24 protein-coding genes are annotated in these 24,787 nt (G+C 34.9%); 20 read left to right on the forward strand and 4 right to left on the reverse strand.

Annotated features, from left to right (window positions below):
• The first annotated feature begins 28 nt into the window (after positions 1-28).
• The 17 genes from ACMV0E_RS00775 (at position 29) to ACMV0E_RS00855 (ending at position 17,825) form a co-directional block, all read left to right on the forward strand.
• On the forward strand, positions 29-838 hold the full coding sequence (locus ACMV0E_RS00775) for an S-methyl-5'-thioadenosine phosphorylase (RefSeq protein WP_416084468.1): 810 nt from the start codon (positions 29-31) through the stop codon (positions 836-838).
• Positions 839-842: 4 nt separating this feature from the next.
• Complete coding sequence (locus tag ACMV0E_RS00780; RefSeq protein ID WP_416084469.1) at positions 843-1,541, forward strand: rhomboid family intramembrane serine protease; 699 nt, start codon at positions 843-845, stop codon at positions 1,539-1,541.
• Positions 1,504-2,301: a hypothetical protein gene (locus tag ACMV0E_RS00785; protein ID WP_416084470.1), complete on the forward strand. Its 798-nt coding sequence runs from the start codon at positions 1,504-1,506 to the stop codon at positions 2,299-2,301. The genes ACMV0E_RS00780 and ACMV0E_RS00785 overlap by 38 nt, the downstream gene beginning before the upstream one ends.
• A 99-nt stretch (positions 2,302-2,400) precedes the next feature.
• Positions 2,401-2,991: a nucleotide exchange factor GrpE gene (locus tag ACMV0E_RS00790; RefSeq protein ID WP_416084471.1), complete on the forward strand. Its 591-nt coding sequence runs from the start codon at positions 2,401-2,403 to the stop codon at positions 2,989-2,991.
• Positions 2,992-3,005: 14 nt separating this feature from the next.
• Positions 3,006-4,784 (forward strand): molecular chaperone DnaK, encoded by a 1,779-nt coding sequence (gene dnaK, locus ACMV0E_RS00795; protein WP_416084472.1) that lies wholly within the window; start codon positions 3,006-3,008, stop codon positions 4,782-4,784.
• A gap of 16 nt (positions 4,785-4,800) precedes the next feature.
• Positions 4,801-5,898, forward strand: coding sequence for a molecular chaperone DnaJ (gene dnaJ / locus ACMV0E_RS00800; protein WP_416084473.1), 1,098 nt, complete (start codon positions 4,801-4,803; stop codon positions 5,896-5,898).
• Positions 5,873-7,306 (forward strand): pyruvate kinase, encoded by a 1,434-nt coding sequence (gene pyk / locus ACMV0E_RS00805; protein WP_416084474.1) that lies wholly within the window; start codon positions 5,873-5,875, stop codon positions 7,304-7,306. Before dnaJ ends, pyk begins: the two co-directional genes overlap by 26 nt.
• 134 nt (positions 7,307-7,440) lie before the next feature.
• Positions 7,441-7,818 (forward strand): DUF2089 domain-containing protein, encoded by a 378-nt coding sequence (locus tag ACMV0E_RS00810; protein WP_416084475.1) that lies wholly within the window; start codon positions 7,441-7,443, stop codon positions 7,816-7,818.
• A complete protein-coding gene (locus ACMV0E_RS00815; RefSeq protein WP_416084476.1) occupies positions 7,811-8,626 on the forward strand; it encodes a DUF4097 family beta strand repeat-containing protein in 816 nt (271 codons plus the stop codon). Before ACMV0E_RS00810 ends, ACMV0E_RS00815 begins: the two co-directional genes overlap by 8 nt.
• Positions 8,623-9,918 carry an MFS transporter gene (locus tag ACMV0E_RS00820; RefSeq protein WP_416084477.1) on the forward strand — a complete coding sequence of 432 codons (1,296 nt, stop codon included), beginning with the start codon at positions 8,623-8,625 and terminating at the stop codon, positions 9,916-9,918. The genes ACMV0E_RS00815 and ACMV0E_RS00820 overlap by 4 nt, the downstream gene beginning before the upstream one ends.
• Positions 9,915-10,298 carry a hypothetical protein gene (locus ACMV0E_RS00825; RefSeq protein ID WP_416084478.1) on the forward strand — a complete coding sequence of 128 codons (384 nt, stop codon included), beginning with the start codon at positions 9,915-9,917 and terminating at the stop codon, positions 10,296-10,298. The genes ACMV0E_RS00820 and ACMV0E_RS00825 overlap by 4 nt, the downstream gene beginning before the upstream one ends.
• Positions 10,299-10,316: 18 nt before the next feature.
• The gene (locus ACMV0E_RS00830) at positions 10,317-11,738 is read left to right on the forward strand and encodes an MATE family efflux transporter (RefSeq protein WP_416084479.1); all 1,422 of its coding nucleotides are present in this window, start codon (positions 10,317-10,319) and stop codon (positions 11,736-11,738) included.
• Positions 11,739-11,812: 74 nt separating this feature from the next.
• Positions 11,813-12,454: an HD domain-containing protein gene (locus ACMV0E_RS00835; protein ID WP_416084480.1), complete on the forward strand. Its 642-nt coding sequence runs from the start codon at positions 11,813-11,815 to the stop codon at positions 12,452-12,454.
• Positions 12,451-14,175 (forward strand): DNA polymerase/3'-5' exonuclease PolX, encoded by a 1,725-nt coding sequence (gene polX / locus ACMV0E_RS00840; protein WP_416084481.1) that lies wholly within the window; start codon positions 12,451-12,453, stop codon positions 14,173-14,175. The genes ACMV0E_RS00835 and polX overlap by 4 nt, the downstream gene beginning before the upstream one ends.
• Positions 14,172-15,035 carry a carbohydrate kinase family protein gene (locus ACMV0E_RS00845; protein ID WP_416084482.1) on the forward strand — a complete coding sequence of 288 codons (864 nt, stop codon included), beginning with the start codon at positions 14,172-14,174 and terminating at the stop codon, positions 15,033-15,035. Before polX ends, ACMV0E_RS00845 begins: the two co-directional genes overlap by 4 nt.
• 1 nt (position 15,036) lies before the next feature.
• Complete coding sequence (gene uvrB, locus ACMV0E_RS00850) at positions 15,037-17,037, forward strand: excinuclease ABC subunit UvrB (protein ID WP_416084483.1); 2,001 nt, start codon at positions 15,037-15,039, stop codon at positions 17,035-17,037.
• Positions 17,034-17,825, forward strand: coding sequence for a patatin-like phospholipase family protein (locus ACMV0E_RS00855; RefSeq protein ID WP_416084484.1), 792 nt, complete (start codon positions 17,034-17,036; stop codon positions 17,823-17,825). Before uvrB ends, ACMV0E_RS00855 begins: the two co-directional genes overlap by 4 nt.
• A gap of 27 nt (positions 17,826-17,852) precedes the next feature.
• Here the strand turns inward: ACMV0E_RS00855 and ACMV0E_RS00860 are convergent, their stop codons facing one another.
• The 4 genes from ACMV0E_RS00860 to ACMV0E_RS00875 all read right to left on the reverse strand — a co-directional run bounded on the left by ACMV0E_RS00860 (position 17,853) and on the right by ACMV0E_RS00875 (position 21,638).
• The gene (locus tag ACMV0E_RS00860; RefSeq protein ID WP_416084485.1) at positions 17,853-19,058 is read right to left on the reverse strand and encodes an aminotransferase-like domain-containing protein; all 1,206 of its coding nucleotides are present in this window, start codon (positions 19,056-19,058) and stop codon (positions 17,853-17,855) included.
• 89 nt (positions 19,059-19,147) lie between these two features.
• A complete protein-coding gene (locus ACMV0E_RS00865; protein ID WP_416084486.1) occupies positions 19,148-19,804 on the reverse strand; it encodes a molybdopterin-dependent oxidoreductase in 657 nt (218 codons plus the stop codon).
• On the reverse strand, positions 19,801-20,796 hold the full coding sequence (plsX, locus tag ACMV0E_RS00870; protein WP_416084487.1) for a phosphate acyltransferase PlsX: 996 nt from the start codon (positions 20,794-20,796) through the stop codon (positions 19,801-19,803). Before plsX ends, ACMV0E_RS00865 begins: the two co-directional genes overlap by 4 nt.
• Positions 20,797-20,798: 2 nt before the next feature.
• Entirely contained in the window at positions 20,799-21,638 is an 840-nt protein-coding gene (locus ACMV0E_RS00875) for a DegV family protein (protein WP_416084488.1), read from the reverse strand.
• Between the two features lie 215 nt (positions 21,639-21,853).
• On the opposite strand from ACMV0E_RS00875, the gene ACMV0E_RS00880 reads away from it, so the two are divergent.
• The 3 genes from ACMV0E_RS00880 to ACMV0E_RS00890 are packed head-to-tail and all read left to right on the forward strand — an operon-like array spanning position 21,854 to position 24,787.
• Complete coding sequence (locus ACMV0E_RS00880) at positions 21,854-23,284, forward strand: RtcB family protein (protein WP_416084489.1); 1,431 nt, start codon at positions 21,854-21,856, stop codon at positions 23,282-23,284.
• On the forward strand, positions 23,281-24,135 hold the full coding sequence (locus tag ACMV0E_RS00885) for a deoxyribonuclease IV (protein ID WP_416084490.1): 855 nt from the start codon (positions 23,281-23,283) through the stop codon (positions 24,133-24,135). Before ACMV0E_RS00880 ends, ACMV0E_RS00885 begins: the two co-directional genes overlap by 4 nt.
• Positions 24,119-24,787, forward strand: a complete 669-nt coding sequence (locus ACMV0E_RS00890; RefSeq protein ID WP_416084491.1) for a YggS family pyridoxal phosphate-dependent enzyme — start codon at positions 24,119-24,121, stop codon at positions 24,785-24,787. Before ACMV0E_RS00885 ends, ACMV0E_RS00890 begins: the two co-directional genes overlap by 17 nt.

Here is a 24,787-nt window from a genome sequence, read left to right on the forward strand (position 1 = left end):
GAACAAAGTTCTTTTATAAGGAGGTAAAATGGTAAAATTTAGTGCTGAGTTTGGTGTTTTTGGTGGTTCTGGCTTTTATTCTTTTCTTGAAAATGTAAAAGAGATTAAAGTTGAGACACCTTATGGGCCACCTTCTGACTTAATTGCAATTGGTGAATATAAGGGAAGAAGTGTTGCCTTCTTGCCAAGGCATGGAAAATTACATCAGTATCCCCCGCATAGGATACCATATAGAGCAAATCTTTGGGCCTTTAAGGAGCTTGGTGTAAAGCGTATTATTGCGCCAACTGCCGTGGGGAGTCTTCAACCCGAGTATAAAGTTGGAGATTTTGTTGTAACCGACCAATTTGTTGACTTTACAAGCGGAAGAGAGTGCACCTTTTACGAAGGTCCAATAACAACCCATATTAGTATGGCAGAGCCCTATTGCCCAGAACTAAGAAGTATTGCTATAGAAGCTCTGGAAAATCTCAAAGTAAGATTTCACAGAACTGGGACAGTTGTTGTTATACAGGGACCACGTTTCTCAACCAAGGCAGAGAGTTTATTTTTTACGAGAATGGGTTTTCATATTATTAATATGACTCAATATCCAGAAGTTGTCCTTGCAAGAGAACTTGAAATGTGTTATGTAAATATTTCAGTTGTCACCGATTACGATGTGGGTATTGTTGCGGAGGGTAATGTTGAACCTGTAACTCAGGAAATGGTATTTAAGAAATTCAATGAAAATATTGGGACTCTAAAAGAAGTTTTAAAATACATTATCGAACATACTCCAGTTGAAAGGCATTGTAAGTGCGGTGAAGCTTTAAAAGATGCACGTGTTGGAGAATAATTAAATGCTTCCCCTTCGAGATACAGAAGAAATTGAAACATTTCCCTTTATAACGATTTCCCTTATTGTTATAAATAGCTTTATTTTTGCTTATGTGTATTTTACTGCTATTTCAACTCCTAACCCGGATCAATATCTTGCAAGTATTTATCTTAAATACGGTTTGGTGCCAACAAGGGTATTGAGTTCACACCCTTTTGGTTTAGGATATTTAACTTTTATAACCTCAATTTTTCTTCATGGAAGTTGGTCACACCTTATTTTTAACATGCTATTCTTGTGGATCTTCGGAAATAACGTTGAAGATTATCTTGGGCATTTCCATTTTTTAATATTTTACTTACTTTCAGGTATTTTTGCTTCATTAATTCAAATTCTAACAATGGGTAAAAGTTCTGTTCCAGTTATCGGGGCAAGTGGTGCAATAGCAGGAACTATGGGGGCGTATTTTTTATTGTTCCCAAGATCAAGAATTCGAACTCTTGTCTTTATTTTCTTCTTTATAACTATTATTGAAATTCCCGCACCTGTGTATCTTTTAATATGGTTCTTATCTCAGCTTTTTGAAGGGCTTTCTAATTTTGGTGTTGCGTCAGATATTGCATTTTTTGCTCATATTGGTGGCTTCATTTTTGGTCTGTTTTATGCTTTGCTTATAGGAAAACATGCAGGAAGAAAAAGGCGATACTTATATTACATCTAAAATTATAAATCTTGAAAGGAAATTTAAGCTTCTTGAACGTATCTTGAATGATGAAGTGAGTTTTTCTGATTTACTTTTAGTTCGTGGTTTTAAGTACTTTTCTTATTTTGAGCCGTCGAAGATTGACGGCTCAAAATTATTTAATCTACTTTCAAAATACTATGTAAGGCGATTTTTAGCTGACTTTTTTATGTTTGAGAATGTCAGAAAAGAAGATCTTAATCAATTAATGACAAAGTGGAAAATAAAGAATTCCACTGTCCAAGACTTATTAGATTCAAGAATTGTTCTTGTGGAAAATGACAAATTTTTTAGAAATCCTGATATTCGAGACTTCTCTTTTATTGTCGAGTCTCTTATTGCATTTCTTTTGAATAAGAAATTTGGAATCGATTCAATCCTCAATGTTAAACTAAAAGAACTCTCCAAGGGTGGTGATATTGATATCCTCGGGAAATGGAAACTTGAGCTCATCATGATTGAATTAAAGGAAAGTCCACCGAATAATGTTTCACTTACAGAGTTAAAGTTAACTTTTGAGCGTTTTAGAAGTGTTTCTCCTGACATCTTTATTTTTGCTTTGGATACGACGCTCTCTATAAAGAGAAACATAATTGATAATCTTACAAACCTTTATAAAGTTAACCCACAGAAAATTAGAGAAGGTATTTATAAAATTTCTGAAAATTCGTTTGTAGTAACTGCTAAAAGAGATCTCTTATCAAATATATCGTATGTGCTTTATGAAAAAATTTTATGAAAATGTTCAATTTTTATAATTCGAAAATCTTGACAAAAATTAAATTTTTGGTAAATTATTAGCAGATGAACGATTTAATTGCTAATTAGGAGGTAAACAGTGGCTAATAATGAGGAAGAAAAGAAAAATACTTCGGAGCCCAATGAGAATTTGAATAACTCGGAGGGGACTTCTGAAAATAAAGAAAGGTTTTTGGAAGATAAGCTTAAAGAGATGGAAGAAGAATTAAAAAAGAAGGAGTCTGAGATTTTTGACTTGAAAGTTGAAAATATAAAGTTGAAGGAAAATTTGAGGCAGGCCTCAGATGTTTACGAAAAAGAACTAAGAAGGAAACTCCTCAAGGATAGAATAGAAATTTTTAAGGAGTTCCTTGAGGTGTTAGATAATATTGAACGAGCCCTTGAAAGCATAAATGATGATTCAGTTCATTCAAAAGGAATTATGCTTATAAAAGATCAGCTTATGAAGTTTCTCTCTTCCTACGGAGTTAAAGAAATGGATTTATTGAATAAACCATACGATCCTAATATTGCTGAGATTGGCGAAGTGGTCGAAACAAAAGACTATAAGCCAAATACAGTAGTGAAGATTCTTCGAAAAGGTTACTATATTGGAGATGATGTTTTAAGAACGGCAGTTGTTGCCGTTTCAAAAGAACAAAGCGAAAACTCTCCAAATCAAAATAATTAATAGGAGGTGAAATTATGGGAAGAATTATTGGTATTGACCTTGGAACAAGTAATTCTGCTGCAGCAGTAATGATTGGTGGTAAACCAACTATAATCCCTGCTGCAGAAGGACCAAGTGTTGCAGGTAAAACAGTCCCATCTGTTGTTGCCTTTACAAAGGATGGGCAAATTCTTGTAGGTGAACCTGCAAGGAGACAGGCTACAATCAACCCTGAAGGTACCATTACGGGTATCAAAAGAAAAATGGGGACAAAGGAAAAGATAAAAGTATTCGATAAAGAATATACTCCCGAACAGATTGCTGCATTTATATTGCAGAAAATTAAGAAGGATGCAGAAGCATTCTTAGGGGAAAAGGTTGAAAAGGCAGTTATTACTGTTCCAGCTTACTTTAATGATGACCAGAGACAGGCAACGAAGAACGCTGGAGAAATTGCTGGGCTTGAAGTTGTACGTCTTGTAAATGAACCAACTGCTGCTGCATTTGCTTATGGCCTTGATAGATCTGATAAGGAGTTAAAGATACTTGTTTTCGATTTTGGTGGTGGTACACTTGATGTTACGATAATGGATTTTGGTGGAGGTGTATTCCAAGTTAAAGCGACTGCGGGTGATACTCAGCTTGGTGGTCGTGATATGGATGAGGCCCTTGTAAATTACATTCTCGAAGAATTCAAGAGAGATACTGGAATTGATCTCAGAAACGATAAGATGGCAATGGTTAGGATTCGTGAAGCAGCAGAAAAAGCAAAAATTGAGCTTTCTTCTGTCCTTGAAACTCAGATTAACTTGCCTTTTATTACTGCTGATGCAACGGGACCAAAACATCTTGTAATGAATATTACAAGAGCAAAACTTGAATCTCTTGTTGAGCCAATTGTAAAGAGATGCGCTGGGCCTCTTGAACAGGCTATAAAGGACGCAGGACTTACTCCACAGCAAATTGATAGAATTATTCTGGTAGGTGGTCCAACTAAGATGCCTATTGTTCAAAAGTTTGTTGCAGATTACATTGGAAGACAGCCCGAAAGAGGAATTGACCCTATGGAATGTGTTGCAATGGGTGCAGCGATTCAAGCAGGAATAATTGAAGGAGAAGTCAAAAATGTTGTTCTTGTAGATGTTGTGCCGATATCTTTAGGCATAGAAACTCTTGGTGGGATCTTCACTAAAATGATTGAGAGAAATACTCCTATTCCAACTTCAAAAACGCAGATATTTACAACCGCAGCAGATAATCAGACAAGCGTTGAAATACATATCTTGCAAGGTGAGCGACCTCTTGCAAAGGATAACCTTTCTTTAGGTAGGTTTATTTTAGATGGTATTCCACCTGCGCCACGTGGAGTTCCTCAAATTGAGGTTACTTATGCAGTTGATGAAAATGGCATATTGCATGTAACCGCAAAAGATCTTGCAACCGGAAAAGAGCAAAAGGTTACTGTAACTAACTCTAATAAGCTATCCAAGGAAGAGATAGAACGAATGAAGAAAGAGGCTGAAATGTACGCCGAAGCAGACAGGAAGCGTGCAGAGGAGATTCAGATTAAGAACGATGGAGATGCACTTGTTTATTCAGGAAGGAAATTCTTAAGAGAATATGGTGATAAGATCAATCCAAGTGATAAAACTGCTCTCGAAAACGAACTTAATGAACTCGAAAAATATGTTAAAGAAGGAAATGTTGAGATGATAAAGGCAAAGATAGAATCTGTTAATCAATTAATGTCCAAAATCGGACAAGATATGTATAAACAAGGTGGAGGAACAACCGGAGGACAAAATCCAAGTTAATGTGGTATAATTAGCTATGGCAAATAAAGATTACTACGAAATACTTGGGGTTCCAAAAAACGCAACTCAAGAGGAAATTAAGAAGAAATACAGAGAGCTTGTAATGAAGTATCATCCTGATTTACACAAGGATGACCCCGAGGCAGCCAAAAAAATGGCAGAAATAAATGAAGCATATGAAGTTTTAAGCGATCCAGAAAAAAGAGCGCAATACGATAAATTCGGGACCGTAGGTCCAAATGTTGGAGGTTTCGAACAGGGAGGCTACGGTCCCTCCTATGATTTTTCGGGAGATATTTTTTCTGACTTAGGTGAAATCCTAAGAGATTTTGGTTTTGGGGGATTTGGTTTTGGTACAGGTACACGTGAAAGAGTTGAGCATGGTGAAGACATAGAGGTTGAAGTTTCTATTCCTTTTAGAGATGCTGTACTTGGAACCGAAAAGGAAGTTACGATAAGAAAAAAGGAAAAATGCCCAGTTTGTCATGGAACTGGGGCTGAACCCGGAACAGGCTCAACTACATGTCCAACATGTAATGGTACGGGATTTGTAACAAAACGACAGAGAACACCTTTTGGGGAATTTGTGGTTCAAACAACATGTCCTACATGTCATGGAACAGGCAAGGTTATTAAAGAAAAGTGCCATAATTGTGGAGGAACAGGCGTTGTCGAAAAGATTTCAACAGTTAAGGTTACCATTCCTCCTGGAGTTGAAGATGGAACGGTTATAAGAGTAAGAGGTGAAGGAAATGCCGCACCTCGTGGTGGTATTGCAGGTGATTTATACGTAAGAGTAAAAGTAGAAAAAGATCCTCGGTTTATTAAAGAAGGTAATAAAATATATTATTTAGCACATATATCTCCTCCGGAAGCAGTCCTTGGAACAGAAATCAAAGTTCCTCTTATTGAAGGTGGAGAAGAGGTTGTTAAAATTCCACCTGGAACCCAGTATGGAACAGAGATAAAGTTAAGAAGAAAGTTTGGCGTAAGAAGGCCATATGATTATATTGTTAAAATAGTTGTTGATATTCCTATAACACTTACAAGTGAAGAAGCGTTCTATTATGAGAAATTGAGGGAAATCAATGAAGCAAAGAATAGAAAAGGGTAAAACTAAGGTCGTAGTAACAATTGGTCCTTCAAGCGAAAGCCCCGAGGTTTTAAGAGAATTTTTTACTTTAGGTGTAGATGTTTTTAGACTCAATTTTTCTCATGGTACACACGATGATCATTTACGAAGAATCAAGTTGATACGAGAATTAGAAAGTGAATTTGCATATCATGTTGCTATACTTCAAGATTTACAAGGACCAAAAATTCGCTTGGGGACTTTTAAAAATGGGGAAGTTAATTTGAAAGAAGGCGATTCATTTATCATTAAAAAACAGGATATTGTAGGTGATGAACATAGTGCAACTATAACTTACAAAGAAATAATAGATGAGGTAAAAGTTGGAGATTTCATATATGTAAACGATGGGTTAATAAAGTTAAAAGTTAAAAGAAAAAGTGATGATGAAGCTGAAACTGAAGTAATACAAGGGGGACCCGTTTCTGATCATAAAGGTGTAAATTTTCCCACAACTCAACTCTCAATAGACCCACTTACAGATAAGGATATTAATGATCTTCGTTTTGGTCTTGAATATGGTGTTGATATGGTTGCTCTGTCGTTTGTAAAAACAAAAGATGATGTTTTCAAACTCAAATCATACATGGAAAAATTTGGTAGAGTTGTGCCTATAGTTTCAAAAATTGAGAAATGGGAAGCGGTACAAAATCTTGATTCAATTATTGACGCATCGCAAGGGGTTATGGTTGCAAGAGGAGATCTTGGTGTTGAACTTCCAATTGAAAAAGTTCCGTTAATCCAGAAAGAAATTATAAGAATTGCAAATAATTTGGGAAAACCTGTAATAACAGCAACTCAGATGCTTGGTTCGATGGTAGAAGAGCAATTTCCCACAAGGGCAGAAGTTACAGATGTTGCAAATGCAATTTTTGACGGAAGTGATGCATTGATGCTCTCAAACGAGACCGCAGCAGGTAAGTATCCGACGCTTTCTTTAAAGATGATGCGAAATATTATAAATGAAATAGAACAAAGCAGTATTTTTAAAGACAATTTAAGAGTCTTAAATTCAAAAATTATTGAAATTAATGTGCCAGAAGTACTTTCAAAATCAATAAAAGATATTTCAGAACTTCTTAATATTAAATTAATTATTGTTGCAACCGAAAGTGGGAAAACTGCAATGCTTGTCTCAAAATATAAACCTCAAGTACCAATTCTTGCTTTGACGCCAAAAGAAGAGACATTAAGATTTTTAAGTCTGAAATGGGGTGTTTTTGCCTATAAAGTTTGTAATTATGAGACCGTTGATGAAATTTTAAACGAAGCACCGTCGATTGCAACGACTCTTGGATTGCTATCCACAGGGGATCGATACATAATTGTTTGTGGAACCCATACAGGAGTTTCTGGTACGACGAATCTTATAAAAGTTGATGTAGTGTAGTTTCAATCTTAACATGAGTGGTTTTAGGGCTACCGTAAGGTAGCCTTTTATTTTTTATAAATTTTATTAATTTTATTAATATAAATCTTGACAAAATTAAAAATTATATTAAAATTATTTAGAGGTGATTTTAAATGAGGAAAAAAATTGTAAGCATCTGTCCTGTCTGTGGTAATCCACTTACAATAACTGAATTGAAATGCAAGAATTGTGGGACTATAATCCAGGGAAATTTTGAATTTGATAGGTTTATGCTTCTTGATGACGAAGACAGGGAATTTCTTATAGAATTTTTACGATCGCGCGGAAATATCAAAGAAGTTCAGGCACGACTTGATATTTCTTATCCTACTGCTAAGGCAAGACTTGATAAATTGCTTAAAAATCTCAATCTTTTCGAAGAAACACATGAAGAAACATTAACTAAGAGTGAAGTACTCTCAAAATTGGAAAAGGGAGAGATAACAGCCGAAGAAGCAATAGAACTCCTAAAGGAGGCCAAGGATGAGTGAGAACCTTTACAAAAAGATAGAGGAATTGTATCTTTTGGGACGTATAACTAAAGATGAGAAAGAAGCACTTCTGAAGGCTTTAGACAATAAAGAAGAAACTACCAATTCAATTTCCCAGATTCAAATAAACGTAAAGTTATGTGACCTTGAAATTGTTGGCAGAGAAGATATACATTATCCTAAATTTGAGCAAGGCTCTTTAAAAATTATAAGGGATGGCAATATTTTGCGTTTAGAAGACGGCCTTAATTTTAATAGTGTTGTCAGGATTCTAGTTCCATTTAACAGTAATATATTAATTAAATCTGTAAGCTCAGACATAAGTGTTGTATCAGTGCTTGGGTTTTTGCAAATTCAATCTGTGAGTTCTGATGTTCAAATAAGTGATGTTTCTGATAGAATTATTATATCACTTATATCTGGAGACGTTGAAACAACAAATTTACATGGCAAACTGAATATTACAACAAAATCGGGTGATATTAAAATCAACAAAAGTAAGGTTAGTGCAGTTCTCAAAACTTACTCTGGAGATATTGTTGCAAATGATACCGAATTTAACGATTCGCGTTTTAATACCTTTAATGGCGATATAACTTTAAAAGATGCCCTTTTTTTGAATAAGAATTCCATTAACACCTATTTTGGGGATGTCTCAATTGAAGTTATTGGAGAAGTTTTAATAAATGCCTCTTCGTCCATGGGGAATGTATCAAACAAATATCATGCAAGTTTTCAAGAAACAAGTAATGAATTAAGTATAGATACTAAATTTGGCGATATTGAAATAGAAGGAAAGGAAACATGAAGAGAGAAGGTTTTAAAGGATTTACGCTTCTTACGATAGGACAAATTGTAAGTTTAATTGGATCTGCTATGACTCAATTTGGACTTGGTATCTGGATTTGGAAAATAACCGGAAATGCAGCTCCCTTTAGTATTATTACTTTTGCGTTTTTTGTCCCAAATATGATATTTTCTACCATTGCAGGAGCTTTAGTCGATCGATTACCGAGAAAGATCTCCTTGATTTTGCCAGATTTATCAGCTGGTATTGTCACAATTATTACACTTATTCTTTTTGTATCGGATAAGTTAACCTTACCATTTCTTTACATTGCATCATTCATTTCTGGTGCATTTAATGCATTTCAATGGCCTGCCTACTCTGTTACTATAAGTTCAATGCTTTCGAAGGAAGAATATGGTCGAGCAAATGGCTTATTTTCCCTAACATCAAGCGCACCTGCACTTATTGCTCCACTTTTAGCAGGATTTCTATACTCCGTTATTGGCCTTAAAGGAATAATGCTTATAGATATAATTACCTTTATTTTTGCAATTGTGATGGTTTTGCTTGTAGAGATTCCAAAACTCCAAATTGAAGAGAAGCATGAGAGTATTTTAGAGGATGCTATTTTTGGTTTCAAGTATATTTTTGAGAAAAGGTCACTTTTGTATCTTCTTATGGTGTTTCTACTTACAAATTTCTTCGGTGGATTTTGGAGTACTCTTTCTACTCCAATGATTTTGGGTAAATTTAATGGAAGTAGTGTTATTTTAGGAATAGTTGAAGCAATCTTTGGTATTGGAGGGATTTTGGGTGGAATAATAATGAGTATTTGGGGTGGAACCAAGAAAAAGATTAAAACTTTACTTCTTGGGATTTTTGTTATTGCGTTGTCTCAAATTTTTATTGGGTTATCCTATTCTGTTATAACAATTTCTATTTCGGGGCTACTAATGGGAATTGCTAACATTTTTGCAAATGCTTCCTCTCAGTCGATATGGCAGAGTATAGTTCCCGTCAATCTTCAGGGAAGAGTATTCTCTGCAAGACTTTTTATTGCACAATTCGCATCTTTAATACCAATGCTTGTTTCTGGACCACTCGTTGATAATTTCTTAGTAAGATATTTTAGTAATAAAAATTATCTTACTATGATCTTTGGTGTTGGTAAAGGTCCATCAATTGGTTTTCTCGCTTTTTTATCGGGGGTTCTATCGATTTTTGTATTTATATGGGCTGTAAAAAATCCACAGGTAATGAATGTGGAAGATTTAGCACAAAATTATGAAACAAAGGAGGTACTTATATGAACGAATTAGGAAAAATCCTTGATTTGTTTAAAGAAGGACGCATTGGAAAAGAAGAAGCGGTCAAGTTAATTAATGCTCTTTTTGAGCCGAAAGAAAGTGACAATCAACACAAGTCAAGACAAGTTAAAATCGAGGTAATGGAAAATGGAGAAAGAATTGTCTCAGTAAATGTTCCTCTAAGTCTTCTAAAATTCTTTTCAAAGACAGCGAAATTATTGCACAAAGATTACATTGAAGTAGAAGGAGAAAAAATCCCAATTGACATCGATGAATTGGAAAAAGTCTTAAATGATCCTGACTTTAAGGGAACGTTGGTAAATGTGGATACAGACGACAAAGAAAGCGGTAAACATGTAAAAGTAACGATTGAAGTGATCTAAAAATTTATGAGGTGAATAATGCGAAAAGTATTAAGAGAAGAAATTTTAACAGGAAATCCTATAAGAATTATGTTCCAACTTGGATTACCTATAATGATTACTCAGATTCTTTTTACTTTTTACAATATGGCTGATACCTTTTGGCTTGGGCACTTACCACCTACTGAGTCAGGAAGTGCTGTTGCAGGATTGCAAGTTGCTTTTCCTATAATTTGGTTCTTAATCTCATTTACTCTTGGCTTTGGATTTGCAGGCATCGCTTTGGTTTCTCAGTATACTGGCGCAAACGATCAAAAAAATGCTAATCGTGCAGCTTCACAAGTGCTTGCATTTTTAACACTTGCAGGAATTGTTGTTTCAGTAATTGGTTTTTTCATTATGCCAGCTGTTGCTCGCTTTATAACAAATGCACGAAATGTATCAGATACGGCGATTAAATACATGAGAGTTTATGTTATTGGTGTTCCTTTTCTTTTTATTAGCGCTGCTTTTCAAAATATTCTTTCAGCGAAAGGCGACAATGTTACACCTATGGAAGTATCTTTAATAACAAATACACTGAATATTATTCTTGATCCATTCCTAATTTTTGGATGGTGGATTTTCCCAAGGCTTACAGTTGTTGGAGCAGCAATTGCAACAGTTTTCACTGAAGCTATTGCTGCAATAATTGCTATTTACTTTCTATTGAAAGGAACTAAGGGAGTGAAAATTTCATTAAGTGACTTAAAAATAGACCTACAATGGTTTTCTCGCATTTTTAAAATTGGATTTCCAGCAGCTGTGGGAAATTCAGGAACTTCACTTGGATTTGTAGTGTTAACAGCATTAATCGGAAGACTTCCAAATGCGGAAATTGCGCTCTCAGCTTACGGGATAGGCGATAGGGCAATTCATATAATCTTTGTTGTTGTGGAGGGAATTGGTGCGGCAATTGTTACAATGATTGGACAAAATTTAGGTGCAGGGTTGATCGATAGAGCAGAAGAAATTGCAAAAGCAGGTATAAAACTTGAATTTGTAATTACTCTCATTGAAAGCGCATTGATATTTGCGATAAGAAATGCGATATTTATAATTTTTATTCCTGGAAATATTGCAGTGATTCAGGAAGGAAGCAAGTTTCTTACTATATTTATTTTAGGTTTGCCGTTTTTTGGGCTTTTTTCTGCTATTTCTGGAGTTTTTAGAGGATCGGGGCATAATGTTGAACCTATGGTTGGAGATTTGCTAAGGCTTTGGGGATTAAGACTTCCGTTGTCTTATATTCTAAGTAGATATTTTGGTTCAACAGGTATATGGTGGGGAATGACTTTGAGCAATGTTATTGCAGCATTAGTTTTGTATGTTTTCTTTACTTTTGGAAAGTGGAAGGTTCCGATTATAAAGCCAGAAGAGTTAACTGTCGAAGAAAGTTTAATTGTGGGAGAACACGAATAAAGAATATCTCCTTCTTTTAGATTGTGGGGAAAGGGATACTTTCCCCATTTTTGTTTAATTTATATAATATAATTATGGAAAAATTGATAGATATTGTTAAAAAAGAGTTAAATTCGTCTTCTCATGACTTTGATCATACCTTGAGAGTTTTAAATCTCGCTTTAAAAGTTGCTGAACATTATCCTGAAGCTAATATTGAGGTAATAAAGGTTAGCGCTATTCTTCACGATATTGCAAGAGTGCGTGAAGATACAGACCCTACTCATACGATTGATCACGCTGAGCTTGGTGCTCAAATGAGTAAAGAAATTTTAAAGGCTTTGGGCTATGAAGATGCTTTTATAGAAGCTGTATCACATGCAATAAGATCTCACAGGTATAGAGGTAGCGTATTACCTCAAACTCTTGAAGCAAAGATACTTTCTGATGCAGATAAGCTTGATGCAATTGGAGCAATTGGTATTGGAAGATCTTTTATGATTGCAGGCGAGTATGGTGAAAGATTGTATATCGAAGTCGATGAAAGAAATTTTGAAAAGGCTGAAAGGATTAATAACTTTAAAGACCATTCTCCCAACATTGAATACCTTGTTAAATTAAGGCATATTATAGACAGACTCTATACTGATTATGCCAAAAAAGTTGCTGAAGGTAGATTAAAATTTATGGAAGAATTCTTTGAGAGATTGAAGTTAGAGGTGAGAGGGGAATTATGAGAAATAAGGAGGTTGCAGAAAAGTTTTACGAGCTTGCAGAGGTTGCAGAACTTGCAGGAGAAAACCCGTTTAAAGTTAAAGCTTATCTTGAAGCTGCGCGCGTAATTGAAAATCTAACAATTCCAATTGAAGAACTTGCAAAAGAAAATAAACTTGATGAGATAAAAGGAGTTGGTAAAAGTATAGCAGAAAAAATAAAAGAATATCTTGAAACGGGAAAAATTACCAAACTTGAAGAACTAAAAAAGTTAGTACCTGTCGGTCTTCTTGAACTTGAGAAGGTGCCAGGATTGGGTGCAAAGAGAGTGAAGGTATTATACGAAAAACTTGGAGTCAAGAATCTTGAAGACCTTGAAAGAGCCGCAAAAGAACACAAAATAAGAAATCTTGAAGGATTTGGTGAAAAAACAGAACAGAAAATACTAGAAGGTATAAAATCTTTGAGGGATAAAAGAACTGATAGGTTTTTGATTGGTATTGCTCTTCCTATTGCAGAATCAATTATAAATCTTCTTAAGGAAAATACACCAGTTGACAAGCATATGATTTGTGGTAGTTTAAGACGAATGAAAGATACCATAGGTGATATTGATATTCTTGGTACCTCCAAAAATCAGTCTGTTGTGATGGATTATTTTGTTAAAATTCCTTTTGTGAAAGAGATTCTCGCAAAAGGGGATACAAAATCTTCGATTATAACGCAAGAGGGAATTCAGGTTGACTTAAGAGTAGTTGAAAATGAATCATTTGGAGCTGCAGTTCAGTATTTTACGGGATCTAAGAACCATAACGTAAGGTTAAGGGAAATTGCAATAAAAAAGAATCTTAAACTAAATGAATATGGAGTTTTTAGGCTTGACGATAATGTAAAAATTGCAGGCGTTGAGGAAACTGATGTTTATGAAGCTCTTGGACTTGACTGGATACCTCCTGAGATGCGTGAGGATACAGGCGAAGTCGAACTTGCTATGCAGCACAAACTTCCTGCTATTGTTGATTATAAAGATATAAAAGGTGACCTGCATATGCATACGAAATATTCAGATGGTGCTAATACAATCGAGGAAATGGCAAGAAAAGCTATTTCCCTTGGTTATGAGTACATTGTTATTACAGAACATGCAAAAGCACTTGGTGTTGCAGGCGGTCTTTCAATAGACGACTTTAAAAAGGAAAAGGAAGAGATAGAAAAGCTAAATAAAAAACTACATCCTTTTAAAATATTTCTTGGTGTTGAACTGAATATCCTCTCTGATGGTTCAATTGATTTCGATGAAAAAGACCTTGATATATTTGATCTTTGTCTTGCAGGAATCCATACTGGAATGAACCAAAGTGAATTTGCTATAACGGAAAGAATAAAGAAGGTATTAAGAATCCCAAAGGTTAGAATTATAGTACATCCCACAGGGAGAATTATAAATGGACGTTCAGAGTATAGTGTAAATATTGATGAAATCTTTAATGAAGCGAAGAAGTATAACAAAATATTCGAAATCAACGCTTCTTTTGAACGCCTTGATTTAAACGACGTTAATGCAAGAAAAGCAGTTTATGAATATGGATTAAAAATTGCAATAGGAACTGACGCTCATTCCACTGAATCAATGAACAATATGCGTTTTGGCGTTGGTGTTGCAAGAAGGGCATGGCTTAGAAAAAGTGATATAATTAACACAAAGAGTTTAAAGGAATTTGAAGAGTTCATAAAAGAAGAATGAGAAGAATCCTTGTTTTAGGAGAAAATGCAATTGACGTTAAGTTAAGGCTTGAAAGTCTTGTTCTAACCGACGATGAAAATCACATTCCAGAAGAAACTTCGATAAGTTTTGGTGGAACTGGAGTAAATTTTTCATATGCGTTGAAGATTCTCTCTGAGACACCTGTCTATTTTACTCCCATATCTTTAGATGCCTTTGGTAGAAGTATTCGGCAATTCTTAGAACAAAATAATATAAGTTTTTTTGATTATAGTTCTAACAAGCCAACTCCTGTTGTTGTAAGTATCATCTCAGAGAATACAAGAATAACAATAGCAAGCATTAAAGGTACTTCTTATGTTGATATTAGTTTCGATATTTTTTTGAATGCAAATCTTCATTATGACTTCGTTTATGTTTCAGGCGGTTTGCTAACAGAAGAAAACCCTCAAGAGGAAACTTTAAAAATCGTTAAGCATATCAAGCATATGGGTTATAAAATGTTCTTTGATCCACAAGTTCGGATTGGTAAAAATATTCCAAATTTTGTAAAAACATGCGAGGAAATTTTTAGTTATTCCGATTTTATTCTTGCTAATGAAAAGGAAATTACCGCATTTAATAAAGGCTTAATTGAAGATTTTCTTGAGAGTGGTGGTGTTTTAGTTGAGAAGAGAGGAAAAAGTGGTGCTAAGTTGATAACAAATTCAAAGGAATTAGAGGTAAAAGGAAGAGAATTTAAAACATTAAACGTCGTAGGTGCAGGTGATGTTTTCAATGCGGCTTTTGTAAAATCAATCGTTAATAACAATAGTTTAAAAGAATCTCTTGAGTTCGCAAATGAATTTGCGTCGCATTATGTAGAAAAAGGATTTTCTTAGTATGGAAGAATTTAAGCTTGTATCAGATTTTAAACCTACTGGTGATCAACCAGAGGCAATAGATAAACTTGTCCAAGGCATTAAAAAGGGATACAGATTCCAAACTCTTCTTGGTGTAACTGGTTCAGGAAAAACCTTTACTATGGCAAATGTTATAGCAAAGGTTCAGAAACCAACACTTGTTATTTCTCACAATAAGACGCTTGCAGCACAACTCTATTCGGAGTTTAGAAGATTCTTTCCCGAAAACGCAGTTCACTACTTTGTAAGTTATTATGACTTCTATCAACCCGAAGCATACGTTCCCCAAATTGATCTCTATATTGCGAAAAACGCTGATATAAATGAGGATATTGCTCGTTTGAGACATGCAACAGTGAGAGCTCTTCTTGAAAGGCGCGATGTAATTGTTGTTGCATCTGTCTCTTGTATATATGGTTGGGATTCTCCAGAAGAATATAAAGAGCAACTTTTTACTATAAGAGTTAATGAAAAAATTAACCGACTTTCTATTGCAATGAACCTTGCAAGACTTCAATATGAAAGAAATGATATAAATTTCAAAAATGGTGTCTTTAGAGTGCGCGGTGATATAATTGATGTATTTCCTAAAGAATCAGAGACAGCTATAAGGATAGAACTTTTTGGAGATGAAGTTGATTCCATTGTTGAATTCGATCCTCTAACTAATGAGCTTATAAGGAAGTATTCCTCTTTTACATTCTTCCCTGCTGCTCAATTCATAACTACACAGGAGAGAATTAAAAAATACGTAGACGAAATAATTAAAGAACTTGAAATGCGTGTAGAATTTTTTAAATCACGTGGGAAGTTTGTTGAAGCGCAACGCCTTGAAGAACGGACAAAATATGACATTGAAATGCTTCTTAACACAGGTTATTGCACAGGCATTGAAAACTATTCTCGATATTTTTCTCACAGAAAACCTGGCGAAGAGCCTTATACACTTTTAAATTTCTTCCCTGAGGATTATCTATTGATTATTGATGAATCTCATATAACGGTACCTCAATTAAGAGGTATGTATCGTGGAGACCACGATAGGAAACTTACTCTTGTGAAGTATGGTTTTAGGTTGCCTTCTGCTTTGGATAATAGGCCCTTAAGGTTTGAGGAATTCTTGGGACATGTAAATCAGTGTATTTTTGTTTCGGCAACACCCTCAGATTATGAACTTTCAGTAAGCGATCAGGTTGTTGAACAGTTGATAAGACCCACTGGTCTTGTTGACCCAGAAGTTGAGGTACGGCCGCAAAAAAATCAAATCGAGGATCTCATTAAGGAAGTGAGAATTAGAGCAGAAAAGGGAGAACGAGTTATTGTAAATACACTAACTAAAAAGTTTTCTGAAGATTTGACCAATTATCTTATTGAAAAGGGTATTAAGGCAAAATATCTTCACTCTGACATCAAAACTCTCGAAAGAGTTGAAATTCTGAAAGGACTTAGATCTGGTGAATTTGACTGTATTGTTGGGGTTAACCTTCTTCGAGAGGGACTTGATCTTCCAGAAGTATCCCTTGTTGCCATTCTCGATGCAGATAAAGAAGGATTTCTAAGAAGCGAAACTTCTCTTATACAGCTTATGGGTCGTGCTGCACGAAATGTTTCCGGTAAAGTAATTATGTATGCTGATGAAGTTTCAGATGCAATGAAAAAGGCAATACAGGAAACAAATAGAAGGCGTGAAAAACAGCTTAAATATAACAAGGAACACGGAATAACTCCGCAAACAATAAGGAAGGCAATTACAGATCTTATTGATCTTCCATGGAGGAAAGAAAGTGAACTTCAAGAAGTCATTAAAGTCGAAAATCTCTCCTATGAGGAATTTATGGCGCTTATTACAGAGTTGGAAGAAGAGATGCATCTAAAGGCTGAGGTCCTTGATTTTGAAGAAGCAATAAAGATTAGAGACAAGATAAACAAATTAATTGAGGAATACAAGAAAATTTACCCAAATTTAAGGAGGAAAAAGTGAAAATTGCTTTTGTACTTGGAAGTGGAGGTCCAAAAGGTCTTGCCCATATTGGCATTATTAAAGTTTTACTAAATGAAGGGATCATGCCTTCAATTATAACTGGTTCAAGCATAGGTGCATTAATGGGTGGAGCTTTTGCAAAACTTGGGAGTATTGACGAGGTTGAAAGGATAGCTATATCTTCGGATATGAAAACTGTCCTCACTGTGCTATTTGATCCCACTTTAAAAATGGGTCTTGTGAGGGGAAGGAAAGTTGTAAATTTTTTGGAATCGAATATTGGCGATGCTGAGATTTCTACTCTTGTTCCAAAGTTTTATCCTGTTGCAACAAATTTTAATACCGGTGAATCTTATGTTTTTGAAGAGGGAAGTCTTATAACTGGTATTCGTGCAAGTATTTCTATTCCAATCTTTTTCGAGCCTGTAAGACTTAATGGTCTTTTGCTTATGGATGGAGGCTTATCGCAGCAAGTTCCAGTCCTGACTGCTAAAGAAAAAGGTGCAGATTTTGTAATTGCTGTAAATCTTTATGGGAAACTTTCAGAGACTCCTTATAGAAAAATTAGTTCCATGAATTTTTATAAGATTTTTTCAGATTCAATTGATATACTCCAATACAATTTAGCAAAAGAGAACTGTAAGTATGCAGATGTTATACTAACGCCCGATGTTCAAGATATTGGTTGGGATTATTTTTGGAAACCTGCGGAAGTGATCGAAAGGGGAGTAAAAGAAGCACTTAAAAAACTTCCTGAAATTAAGAAAAAGCTAAGTGAATTAAAATAGGGGGCTTGAAGCCCCCCGAAGGTATTTTTATTTAATTTTAGTTTTAAGCAGCTCTCCTAATCTTTTGATACCTTCTTCAATCTGTTCCAGAGTTGATAATGTAAAATTAAGCCTCATATGTCTTTTATCTTCGCCGTATGGATAAAAAGCACTTCCTATAACGTATGCAACTTTTTTCTCTTTTACGGCTTCGACAAAAAGCGCATCAGTGTCTATATATTCTGGTGTTTCCGCCCATACAAACATACCACCATGAGGCTTGGTCCATGTAACTTCTTTTGGGAAATACCTCTCCATTGCACTTAACATTGCATCTTTTTTCTCTTTATAGACCTTACGCACCTTATCAAGATATTCATTCATATATCCATCTCTTATAAATTTGTCTGCAATATACTGCGTTGAAGATGGTGAGCAGAGATCCGCTGCTTGCTTTGCAAGTGCAAGTTTAGAAATTGCAACAGTATCTGCTATCACCCAACCTAATCTAAAACCTGGCGCTAAAATCTTACTAAATGTTCTTAACCCAATGACATTTCCAATTTGGTCAAGTTCAAGAAGCGACGGCAGTTTCTCCCCTTCGAATATAATTTCACCATATGGATCATCTTCAATTATTGGGATTCCATAGGTATGAGAGATTCTCAATAGTTCCTTTCTTCGTTCAAGACTCATTGTTACGCCTGCAGGGTTTTGGAAATTTGGAATAACATAGATAAGTTTGATATTAATGCCTTTCCCCTGTAATTCCTTTACTTTTTCCTCTAAAATGTCAGTCTTAATTCCGTTTTCATCAAGAGGAACTGTTACAAAGTTCGCCTGAAATGCTTGCAGTGCTTGAAGTCCACCGACATACGATGGCGCTTCAACAATTACAGTATCGCCCGGATCAACAAAAACTTTTCCAATTAAATCAAGCGCCTGTTGCGAGGCAGTTGTGACAAGGACATTTTCAAGTCCTACATTTTTAATACCTTCTTCCTGCATCATTTTTACAATTGTTTCACGGAGAGGCTTTACGCCTTCCGTTGGACCATACTGAAGTGCCTTTCCACCATGATTTACGAATACTTCCTTTGCAATCTCACCTAAAGTTTCTTTCGGAAAAAGATTGGGATCAGGCATACCCCCAGCAAAAGAGATAATGTCTGGCGATTCAACAAGCTTAAGTAATTCCCTAATTGCAGAAGCCTTCATTGTTTTACTTCTTGCTGAAAATTTTTCTTCCCACATTTTAAGGGTTTTGACCTCCTTTCTTATTCATGCCAATATATTATATAGCAATTAGAAAATTAACAAAACTTAATATTATCTTCCATATTCTATGGATGTTCAATGTCTGCCTCATTTGAAAATCCTCGCGATTCCCAATAACCTCTATAATTTGGGTCATTCGAAACTTCAATTCCAACAACCCATTTTGCCCATTTATATCCATATTTTGATTCTGCAACTACTCTAAAGGGGAATCCGTAATCTCTTGGAAGTATGATTCCATTAACCTTGTATACTAATAAGATTTTTTCGTTCTTGATGTAATCTAATGGTAGAGATGTTGAATAGCCATCAACACAATGAAAAATAACTGTGTTTGCGTTGTTTTTTACCCCTGCATCTTTTAAAATATCATCAATTAAAACTCCTTCAAAAAGCAATTTTGAACTCCATCCTTCAACACATTGAAGTTTTACAACTTTCTCATAGTGCTTATATTTTGATAAAACATCATCATATGTGAGATTCAGAGGATTACTAACTAAACCATGAACACTTAGTTTATAGGTTTTAATATCTACACTTGGCTTTCCCTTAATTCCAAGAGCCGGAGTCTCATTAAGTGGTGTTAATTTTTCTCCTTTATATTCAGTTATCTCAACCTCATTCAGATTATGGACTTTACTTTGTTGAAGGGTTGCTAAATAAACAAGCGAGACGATGCTTGAAATTACAAAAACTATTACAACAATTTTATTTTTCATTGGGTAATTTTTTCCAATTCTTGTTTAAAATTCTCAATAAGATTGTTGTTTGCAAGTTCGTACGCAACTTTAATCGCATTTCTTATTGCATTTCGTTTTGACCTTCCATGTGCCTTTACTGAAATGCCATCAACACCAAGAAGAGGGGATCCGCCGAAATTTTCGTAATTCAGTTTATTGAAAGCATTTTTAAGTGCGGGTTTTAAAAGGGCTGCGCCAATTTTGTAAACAAGCGATTTATTTATCTCTTCTTTGAGTACATCAACTGTGAATTCAAGTGCTCCTTCATATGATTTTTCTAATATATTTCCAGTAAAACCGTCAGTTACAATTACATCAACCTTATGATATAAAATTTCATGGGGTTCAACATTTCCTTTAAATTCTTTTAAATTTTCTTTTAGAATTTTATAAGCCTCTTTTGTAAGTTTTGTCCCCTTTTCCTCTTCTTCTCCTATATTGAGCAATCCGATAGTTAAGTTTTTATTTTTTGTGATAGTATAAAGAAAAGTTCTTCCAAGTATTGCAAGAATTAGATAATCTCGTGGAGTGATATCTACGCTTGCACCTACGTCAATTATTACTCCAAAATTGTTATCTTTGAATGGAATAACGACACCAATTCCGGGTCGATTTACATCTTTTAATCTTCCAAGCGTAAATAGCGATATTGCCATGTAAGCACCGGTGTTTCCTGCGGTAACAAAGCCATCTGCAATCCTATCTTTTACAAGTTCAACCGCTTTATGCATTGAAGAGTTCTTCTTTCTTAGAAGTGCTTCTCTTGGTTTATCGTTCATTGTAATTACTTCATCCGCATTTACAATCTCTATATTTTTTGAAAAGCCCTGGAGTTCCCTTTTTAACTCTTCGCTTCTTCCTACAAGAAGAATTGATAAGTCCTTAAAATCATTTACTGCAAGTTTTATACCTTCAACAATTTCATGAGGTGCAAAGTCACCACCCATGCCATCGACTGCAATTTTTACCATGGCTACTCCTTAGTAGTGAATGATATGCCAATGGACTCAAGGCCTAAATGTGTACCAAGCACTGGTCCAATCCTGTATTTTTTAACAGGTAAGCCGAATTCATCTTCAACTCTTTTTCTAAATTCTTCTCCTTCTTCATCATTAGCACTGAATATCGTATCAATTCGTTCTATTCCTCTACGTTTTTGTGATATATCCTTGGCGATTTTTATAAGTTCTTCTTTTGATCCATTTCTTGTACGTCCAAATTTGTAAAGGTCAATTCGCCCTTCGTTTAGATAAAGTAAAAAATAAAGTTTTAATGCTGTTGTAATTTTTCCTTGCAAGTGTGATATACGACCTCCTTTTATAAGAAGATCTACATTCATCGGAAGAAAAAAGCCGTGTACCTTTGGATACATTTTTTCAATTTCATCTTTAATTTTTTCTCTGGTTGCACCATTTTTTATAAGCTCAAACGCCTTTATAACCTTGTATAATAAATTTACCGAAGTTGATTTTGAATCAATAACTGTAATTTTATCTGTTCCAAGAATTTCTTTTGCCGCATTTGCTGCGTTTACTGTTCCTGATAAAATTGATGAAATATGAATTGAGACAATCTCGTGCCCTTGCTCTATAAGTGGTTTGTATGCCTCAACAAAATCGTTTGTTGATGGTTGTGATCGTGAAAACTCTTCACCATCTTTCAACCTTTTGTAGAATTCTTCGTCAGATATGTCAACTCTTTCTCTGTAGATACCTTTATTTGAAGTTACATAAAGAGGAACAATTGTTAAGTCCATTTCCTTAATTTCTTCATCCGTCGGGTATGCTGTCGAATCTATCACAATTTTTATCATTTTATCCTCCATTCTTATTTTTTCCAGTTTTATTATACAAATTAAAATGGAAAATTAAAAATATCGTAAGACACAATAAGGTAAAGTTTGCCATTCTATTTTACATTTGATTTGTAAATATCCTTTTATTTGATCATTTTAAATTTCATCTTCTAAATTAAATCTTTTATCATGAATTATGGAAAAGGCTTATAATAATATTAGGGGTGAGCAAAATGGAATTTAAAAGGTTGAGCCCTTACAAGTTTCTTATTGAAAAGCATGGAGATATGAGAGTTGATGCGCTTCTTATCTCTTCCCATGAGTTAATTCAGTATATAGAAAAGGATAAGGCTCTTGAACAATTAATCTGGGTTGCAACTTTGCCAGGTATTGTAAAATATTCTATTGGTATGCCTGATATTCATCAGGGATATGCGTTTCCTATAGGGGGTGTTGGGGCATTTTTATACGATGGTGGAGTTGTTTCTCCAGGTGGGGTTGGTTTCGATATAAATTGTGGCGTTAGAGTTATAAAAACAAATTTGAAATACAGTGATATAAAAGATTCACTTGAAGAACTTGGAAAAACCTTATTTAAGATGATTCCTGCAGGTCTTGGGTCTACTTCAGATTATACTTTTAGTATAGAGGAATCAAAAAGAGCAATGAAGTTAGGACTTGATTGGGCAATTGAGAAAGGTTTTGGAGATAAAGAGGATATTGAAAATGTTGAAGATAATGGAAGGCTCGAAGGAGATCCAGATTGCGTAAGTAAACGTGCAATAGAACGAGGTTGTGAAGAATTTGGAACACTTGGTGCAGGAAACCATTTTCTTGAAGTTGATAAAGTTGTTGAAATTTATGATAAAGAACTTGCCAATGTTTGGGGATTATTTGAAGGACAAATAGTTATTTGGATACACACTGGTTCTCGTGGTCTTGGTCATCAAATTGCAACGGATTATCTTGATATGATGCGACCTAAGATGGAGAAATTCAAATTTAAATTGGTTGATAAGGATTCAGTTTATTTTCCTATTCAGGAAGATCTATCTCAGAGGTATCTTTTGGCAATGGGTAGTGCAGCGAATTTCGCTTGGGTAAATAGACAAGTTCTTACATATTTTGTTAGAAAAGCCTTCAGTAAAGTTTTTGGAATGGACTATAAAAAACTCGGTATGGGAATCCTTTACGATGTTGCACACAATATTGCAAAACAGGAGCAATATGAAATAAACGGAAAATTAGAAACCTTGCTTGTGCATAGAAAAGGGGCAACGCGTTCATTTCCAAAGGGGCATCCAAAGTTAAAAGGAAAATTTAAGGAGACAGGACAACCAGTTTTACTCCCAGGTGATATGAAAAGGGGTTCATACATCCTTGTGGGTAGTGAAAAATCTATTAAAGAGACTTTTGGAAGCGTAGCGCATGGTGCGGGAAGAATTTTAAGTAGACACCAAGCTGTAAAGCAAATAACTTTTGAAGATGTTCAAATGGAACTTCAAAAGGAAGGTATTTTACTTTATGCAAATGATAAAGTCGTTGCAAGAGAAGAAGCCCCCGATGCCTACAAGAGTATAGATCTTGTAGTTGAGCCCATTGTAAAGGAAGGGCTTGCAAGTCTTGTTGCTCGTTCTAAGCCTCTTATTGTGGTAAAAGGATGAAATTAGGTGCACATGTTTCGATAAGTGGAGGAATTGATAAGGCACCTCTTTATGGGGAAAAGGCAACCTGTGAAGTTATCCAGATATTTTCAAAAAATCAGATGCAGTGGGCTTTACCTCCTATAAGTGAATTTGTTACTGAAAAATTTCTTGAAAATTCTAAGTCTAAAAATATTGAAACCGTATCAATCCATGCTTCATATCTTCTCAATCTTGCAAGTCCGGATGAGAACATAAGAAAGAGATCAATAGATGACCTTGCGCGTGAATTAGAAAGAGCGGATTTACTTAATGTTAAATATGTGGTGTTTCATCCTGGAGCACACCTTGGAAGTGGAGAAGCAAAAGGACTTAAAAGTATTGCAGAATCAATAAAAGAGGTTTTTAAAATTTCAAAATCCAGAAATAGTATTCTTCTTATTGAGACGACTGCAGGAGAAGGAACTCATCTTTGCTATCGGTTTGAACATATACGAGATATCTTTGAGATGACAGGCGAATACATAGATCGTCTTGGCGTATGCTTTGATACATGCCATGTATTCCAGGCGGGATACGATATAAGAACAGAAGAAAGTTTTAGTAAAGTTTTAGAAGTTTTTGATGAAGTTATTGGACTTAAACATCTTAAATTATTCCATTTAAATGATTCAAAAAGGGATTTAGGTGCAAGAGTTGATCGTCATGAAGAAATTGGTCTTGGAAAAATTGGACTTGAGGCATTTAGATTTCTTGTAAACAATAAACTTATTAAAGATTTATCGGGTATTCTTGAAATCCCTGGAGACATTGAAGGGTACAAGAGGAATTTACAGACTTTACGGAGGTTGATAAATGGGAATGATTTATGAGAAAGTTAGATCATTACTTCATGAACTTGAAGGTAAGGCAAAATTGCTGTTAGCAACAAAAGAAAGAACAGTTCAAGAGATTCAAGAAGCAATTGAGGCTGGTGCAAGAATTTTTGGAGAAAATTACTTACAAGAGGCAAAAGGGAAAATTGAACAAATTGGTCATTCAGTAGAATGGCACTTTATAGGCTCTATTCAAAGAAGAAAGATAAAGAATATTGTTGAGCTCTTTGATGTAATTGAGAGCGTTGATTCAATTGAGATTGCACAAATTGTCGACGAGTTTTGTAAAAAATACGGTAAAGTGATGTCTGTTTTAATTGAGGTAAACTCTGGCAAGGAGCCCCAAAAAAGCGGTGTAATGCCAGAAGATGTAGTTGATGTTGCGAAAGCAATTAAAAAATTTAAAAACATTAAATTTGCTGGTCTAATGACTATGGGTCCAAATCTTCCAAACCCTGAGGATCTCAGACCATATTTTCGCTTAACACATGAGCTTTTTCTGCAATTAAAAAATGAAGGTCTTTTTGATGTTGATGAACCAATTCTTTCAATGGGTATGTCAAGCACATTTAGAATTGCAATTGAAGAGGGCGCAAATCTAGTTAGAATTGGGACTCTTGTTTTTGGAGAAAGAAAAAAGAAAGGATAA

Source organism: Caldisericum insulae (genome assembly GCF_047785965.1).
GTDB classification, from domain to species: Bacteria; Caldisericota; Caldisericia; order Caldisericales; family Caldisericaceae; genus Caldisericum; species Caldisericum exile_A.

Coding starts and splice junctions, on each gene's coding strand:
- ACMV0E_RS00880 (WP_416084489.1), top strand. CDS start 21,854: ATGGAATTTAAAAGGTTGAGCCCTTACAAGTTTCTTATTGAAAAGCAT.
- ACMV0E_RS00785 (WP_416084470.1), top strand. CDS start 1,504: ATGCAGGAAGAAAAAGGCGATACTTATATTACATCTAAAATTATAAAT.
- uvrB (WP_416084483.1), top strand. CDS start 15,037: ATGGAAGAATTTAAGCTTGTATCAGATTTTAAACCTACTGGTGATCAA.
- ACMV0E_RS00780 (WP_416084469.1), top strand. CDS start 843: ATGCTTCCCCTTCGAGATACAGAAGAAATTGAAACATTTCCCTTTATA.
- pyk (WP_416084474.1), top strand. CDS start 5,873: ATGAAGCAAAGAATAGAAAAGGGTAAAACTAAGGTCGTAGTAACAATT.
- ACMV0E_RS00860 (WP_416084485.1), bottom strand. CDS start 19,058: ATGTGGGAAGAAAAATTTTCAGCAAGAAGTAAAACAATGAAGGCTTCT.
- ACMV0E_RS00825 (WP_416084478.1), top strand. CDS start 9,915: ATGAACGAATTAGGAAAAATCCTTGATTTGTTTAAAGAAGGACGCATT.
- plsX (WP_416084487.1), bottom strand. CDS start 20,796: ATGGTAAAAATTGCAGTCGATGGCATGGGTGGTGACTTTGCACCTCAT.
- dnaJ (WP_416084473.1), top strand. CDS start 4,801: ATGGCAAATAAAGATTACTACGAAATACTTGGGGTTCCAAAAAACGCA.
- ACMV0E_RS00830 (WP_416084479.1), top strand. CDS start 10,317: ATGCGAAAAGTATTAAGAGAAGAAATTTTAACAGGAAATCCTATAAGA.
- polX (WP_416084481.1), top strand. CDS start 12,451: ATGAGAAATAAGGAGGTTGCAGAAAAGTTTTACGAGCTTGCAGAGGTT.
- ACMV0E_RS00845 (WP_416084482.1), top strand. CDS start 14,172: ATGAGAAGAATCCTTGTTTTAGGAGAAAATGCAATTGACGTTAAGTTA.
- ACMV0E_RS00820 (WP_416084477.1), top strand. CDS start 8,623: ATGAAGAGAGAAGGTTTTAAAGGATTTACGCTTCTTACGATAGGACAA.
- ACMV0E_RS00775 (WP_416084468.1), top strand. CDS start 29: ATGGTAAAATTTAGTGCTGAGTTTGGTGTTTTTGGTGGTTCTGGCTTT.
- ACMV0E_RS00815 (WP_416084476.1), top strand. CDS start 7,811: ATGAGTGAGAACCTTTACAAAAAGATAGAGGAATTGTATCTTTTGGGA.
- ACMV0E_RS00835 (WP_416084480.1), top strand. CDS start 11,813: ATGGAAAAATTGATAGATATTGTTAAAAAAGAGTTAAATTCGTCTTCT.
- ACMV0E_RS00890 (WP_416084491.1), top strand. CDS start 24,119: ATGGGAATGATTTATGAGAAAGTTAGATCATTACTTCATGAACTTGAA.
- ACMV0E_RS00810 (WP_416084475.1), top strand. CDS start 7,441: ATGAGGAAAAAAATTGTAAGCATCTGTCCTGTCTGTGGTAATCCACTT.
- dnaK (WP_416084472.1), top strand. CDS start 3,006: ATGGGAAGAATTATTGGTATTGACCTTGGAACAAGTAATTCTGCTGCA.
- ACMV0E_RS00865 (WP_416084486.1), bottom strand. CDS start 19,804: ATGAAAAATAAAATTGTTGTAATAGTTTTTGTAATTTCAAGCATCGTC.
- ACMV0E_RS00885 (WP_416084490.1), top strand. CDS start 23,281: ATGAAATTAGGTGCACATGTTTCGATAAGTGGAGGAATTGATAAGGCA.
- ACMV0E_RS00875 (WP_416084488.1), bottom strand. CDS start 21,638: ATGATAAAAATTGTGATAGATTCGACAGCATACCCGACGGATGAAGAA.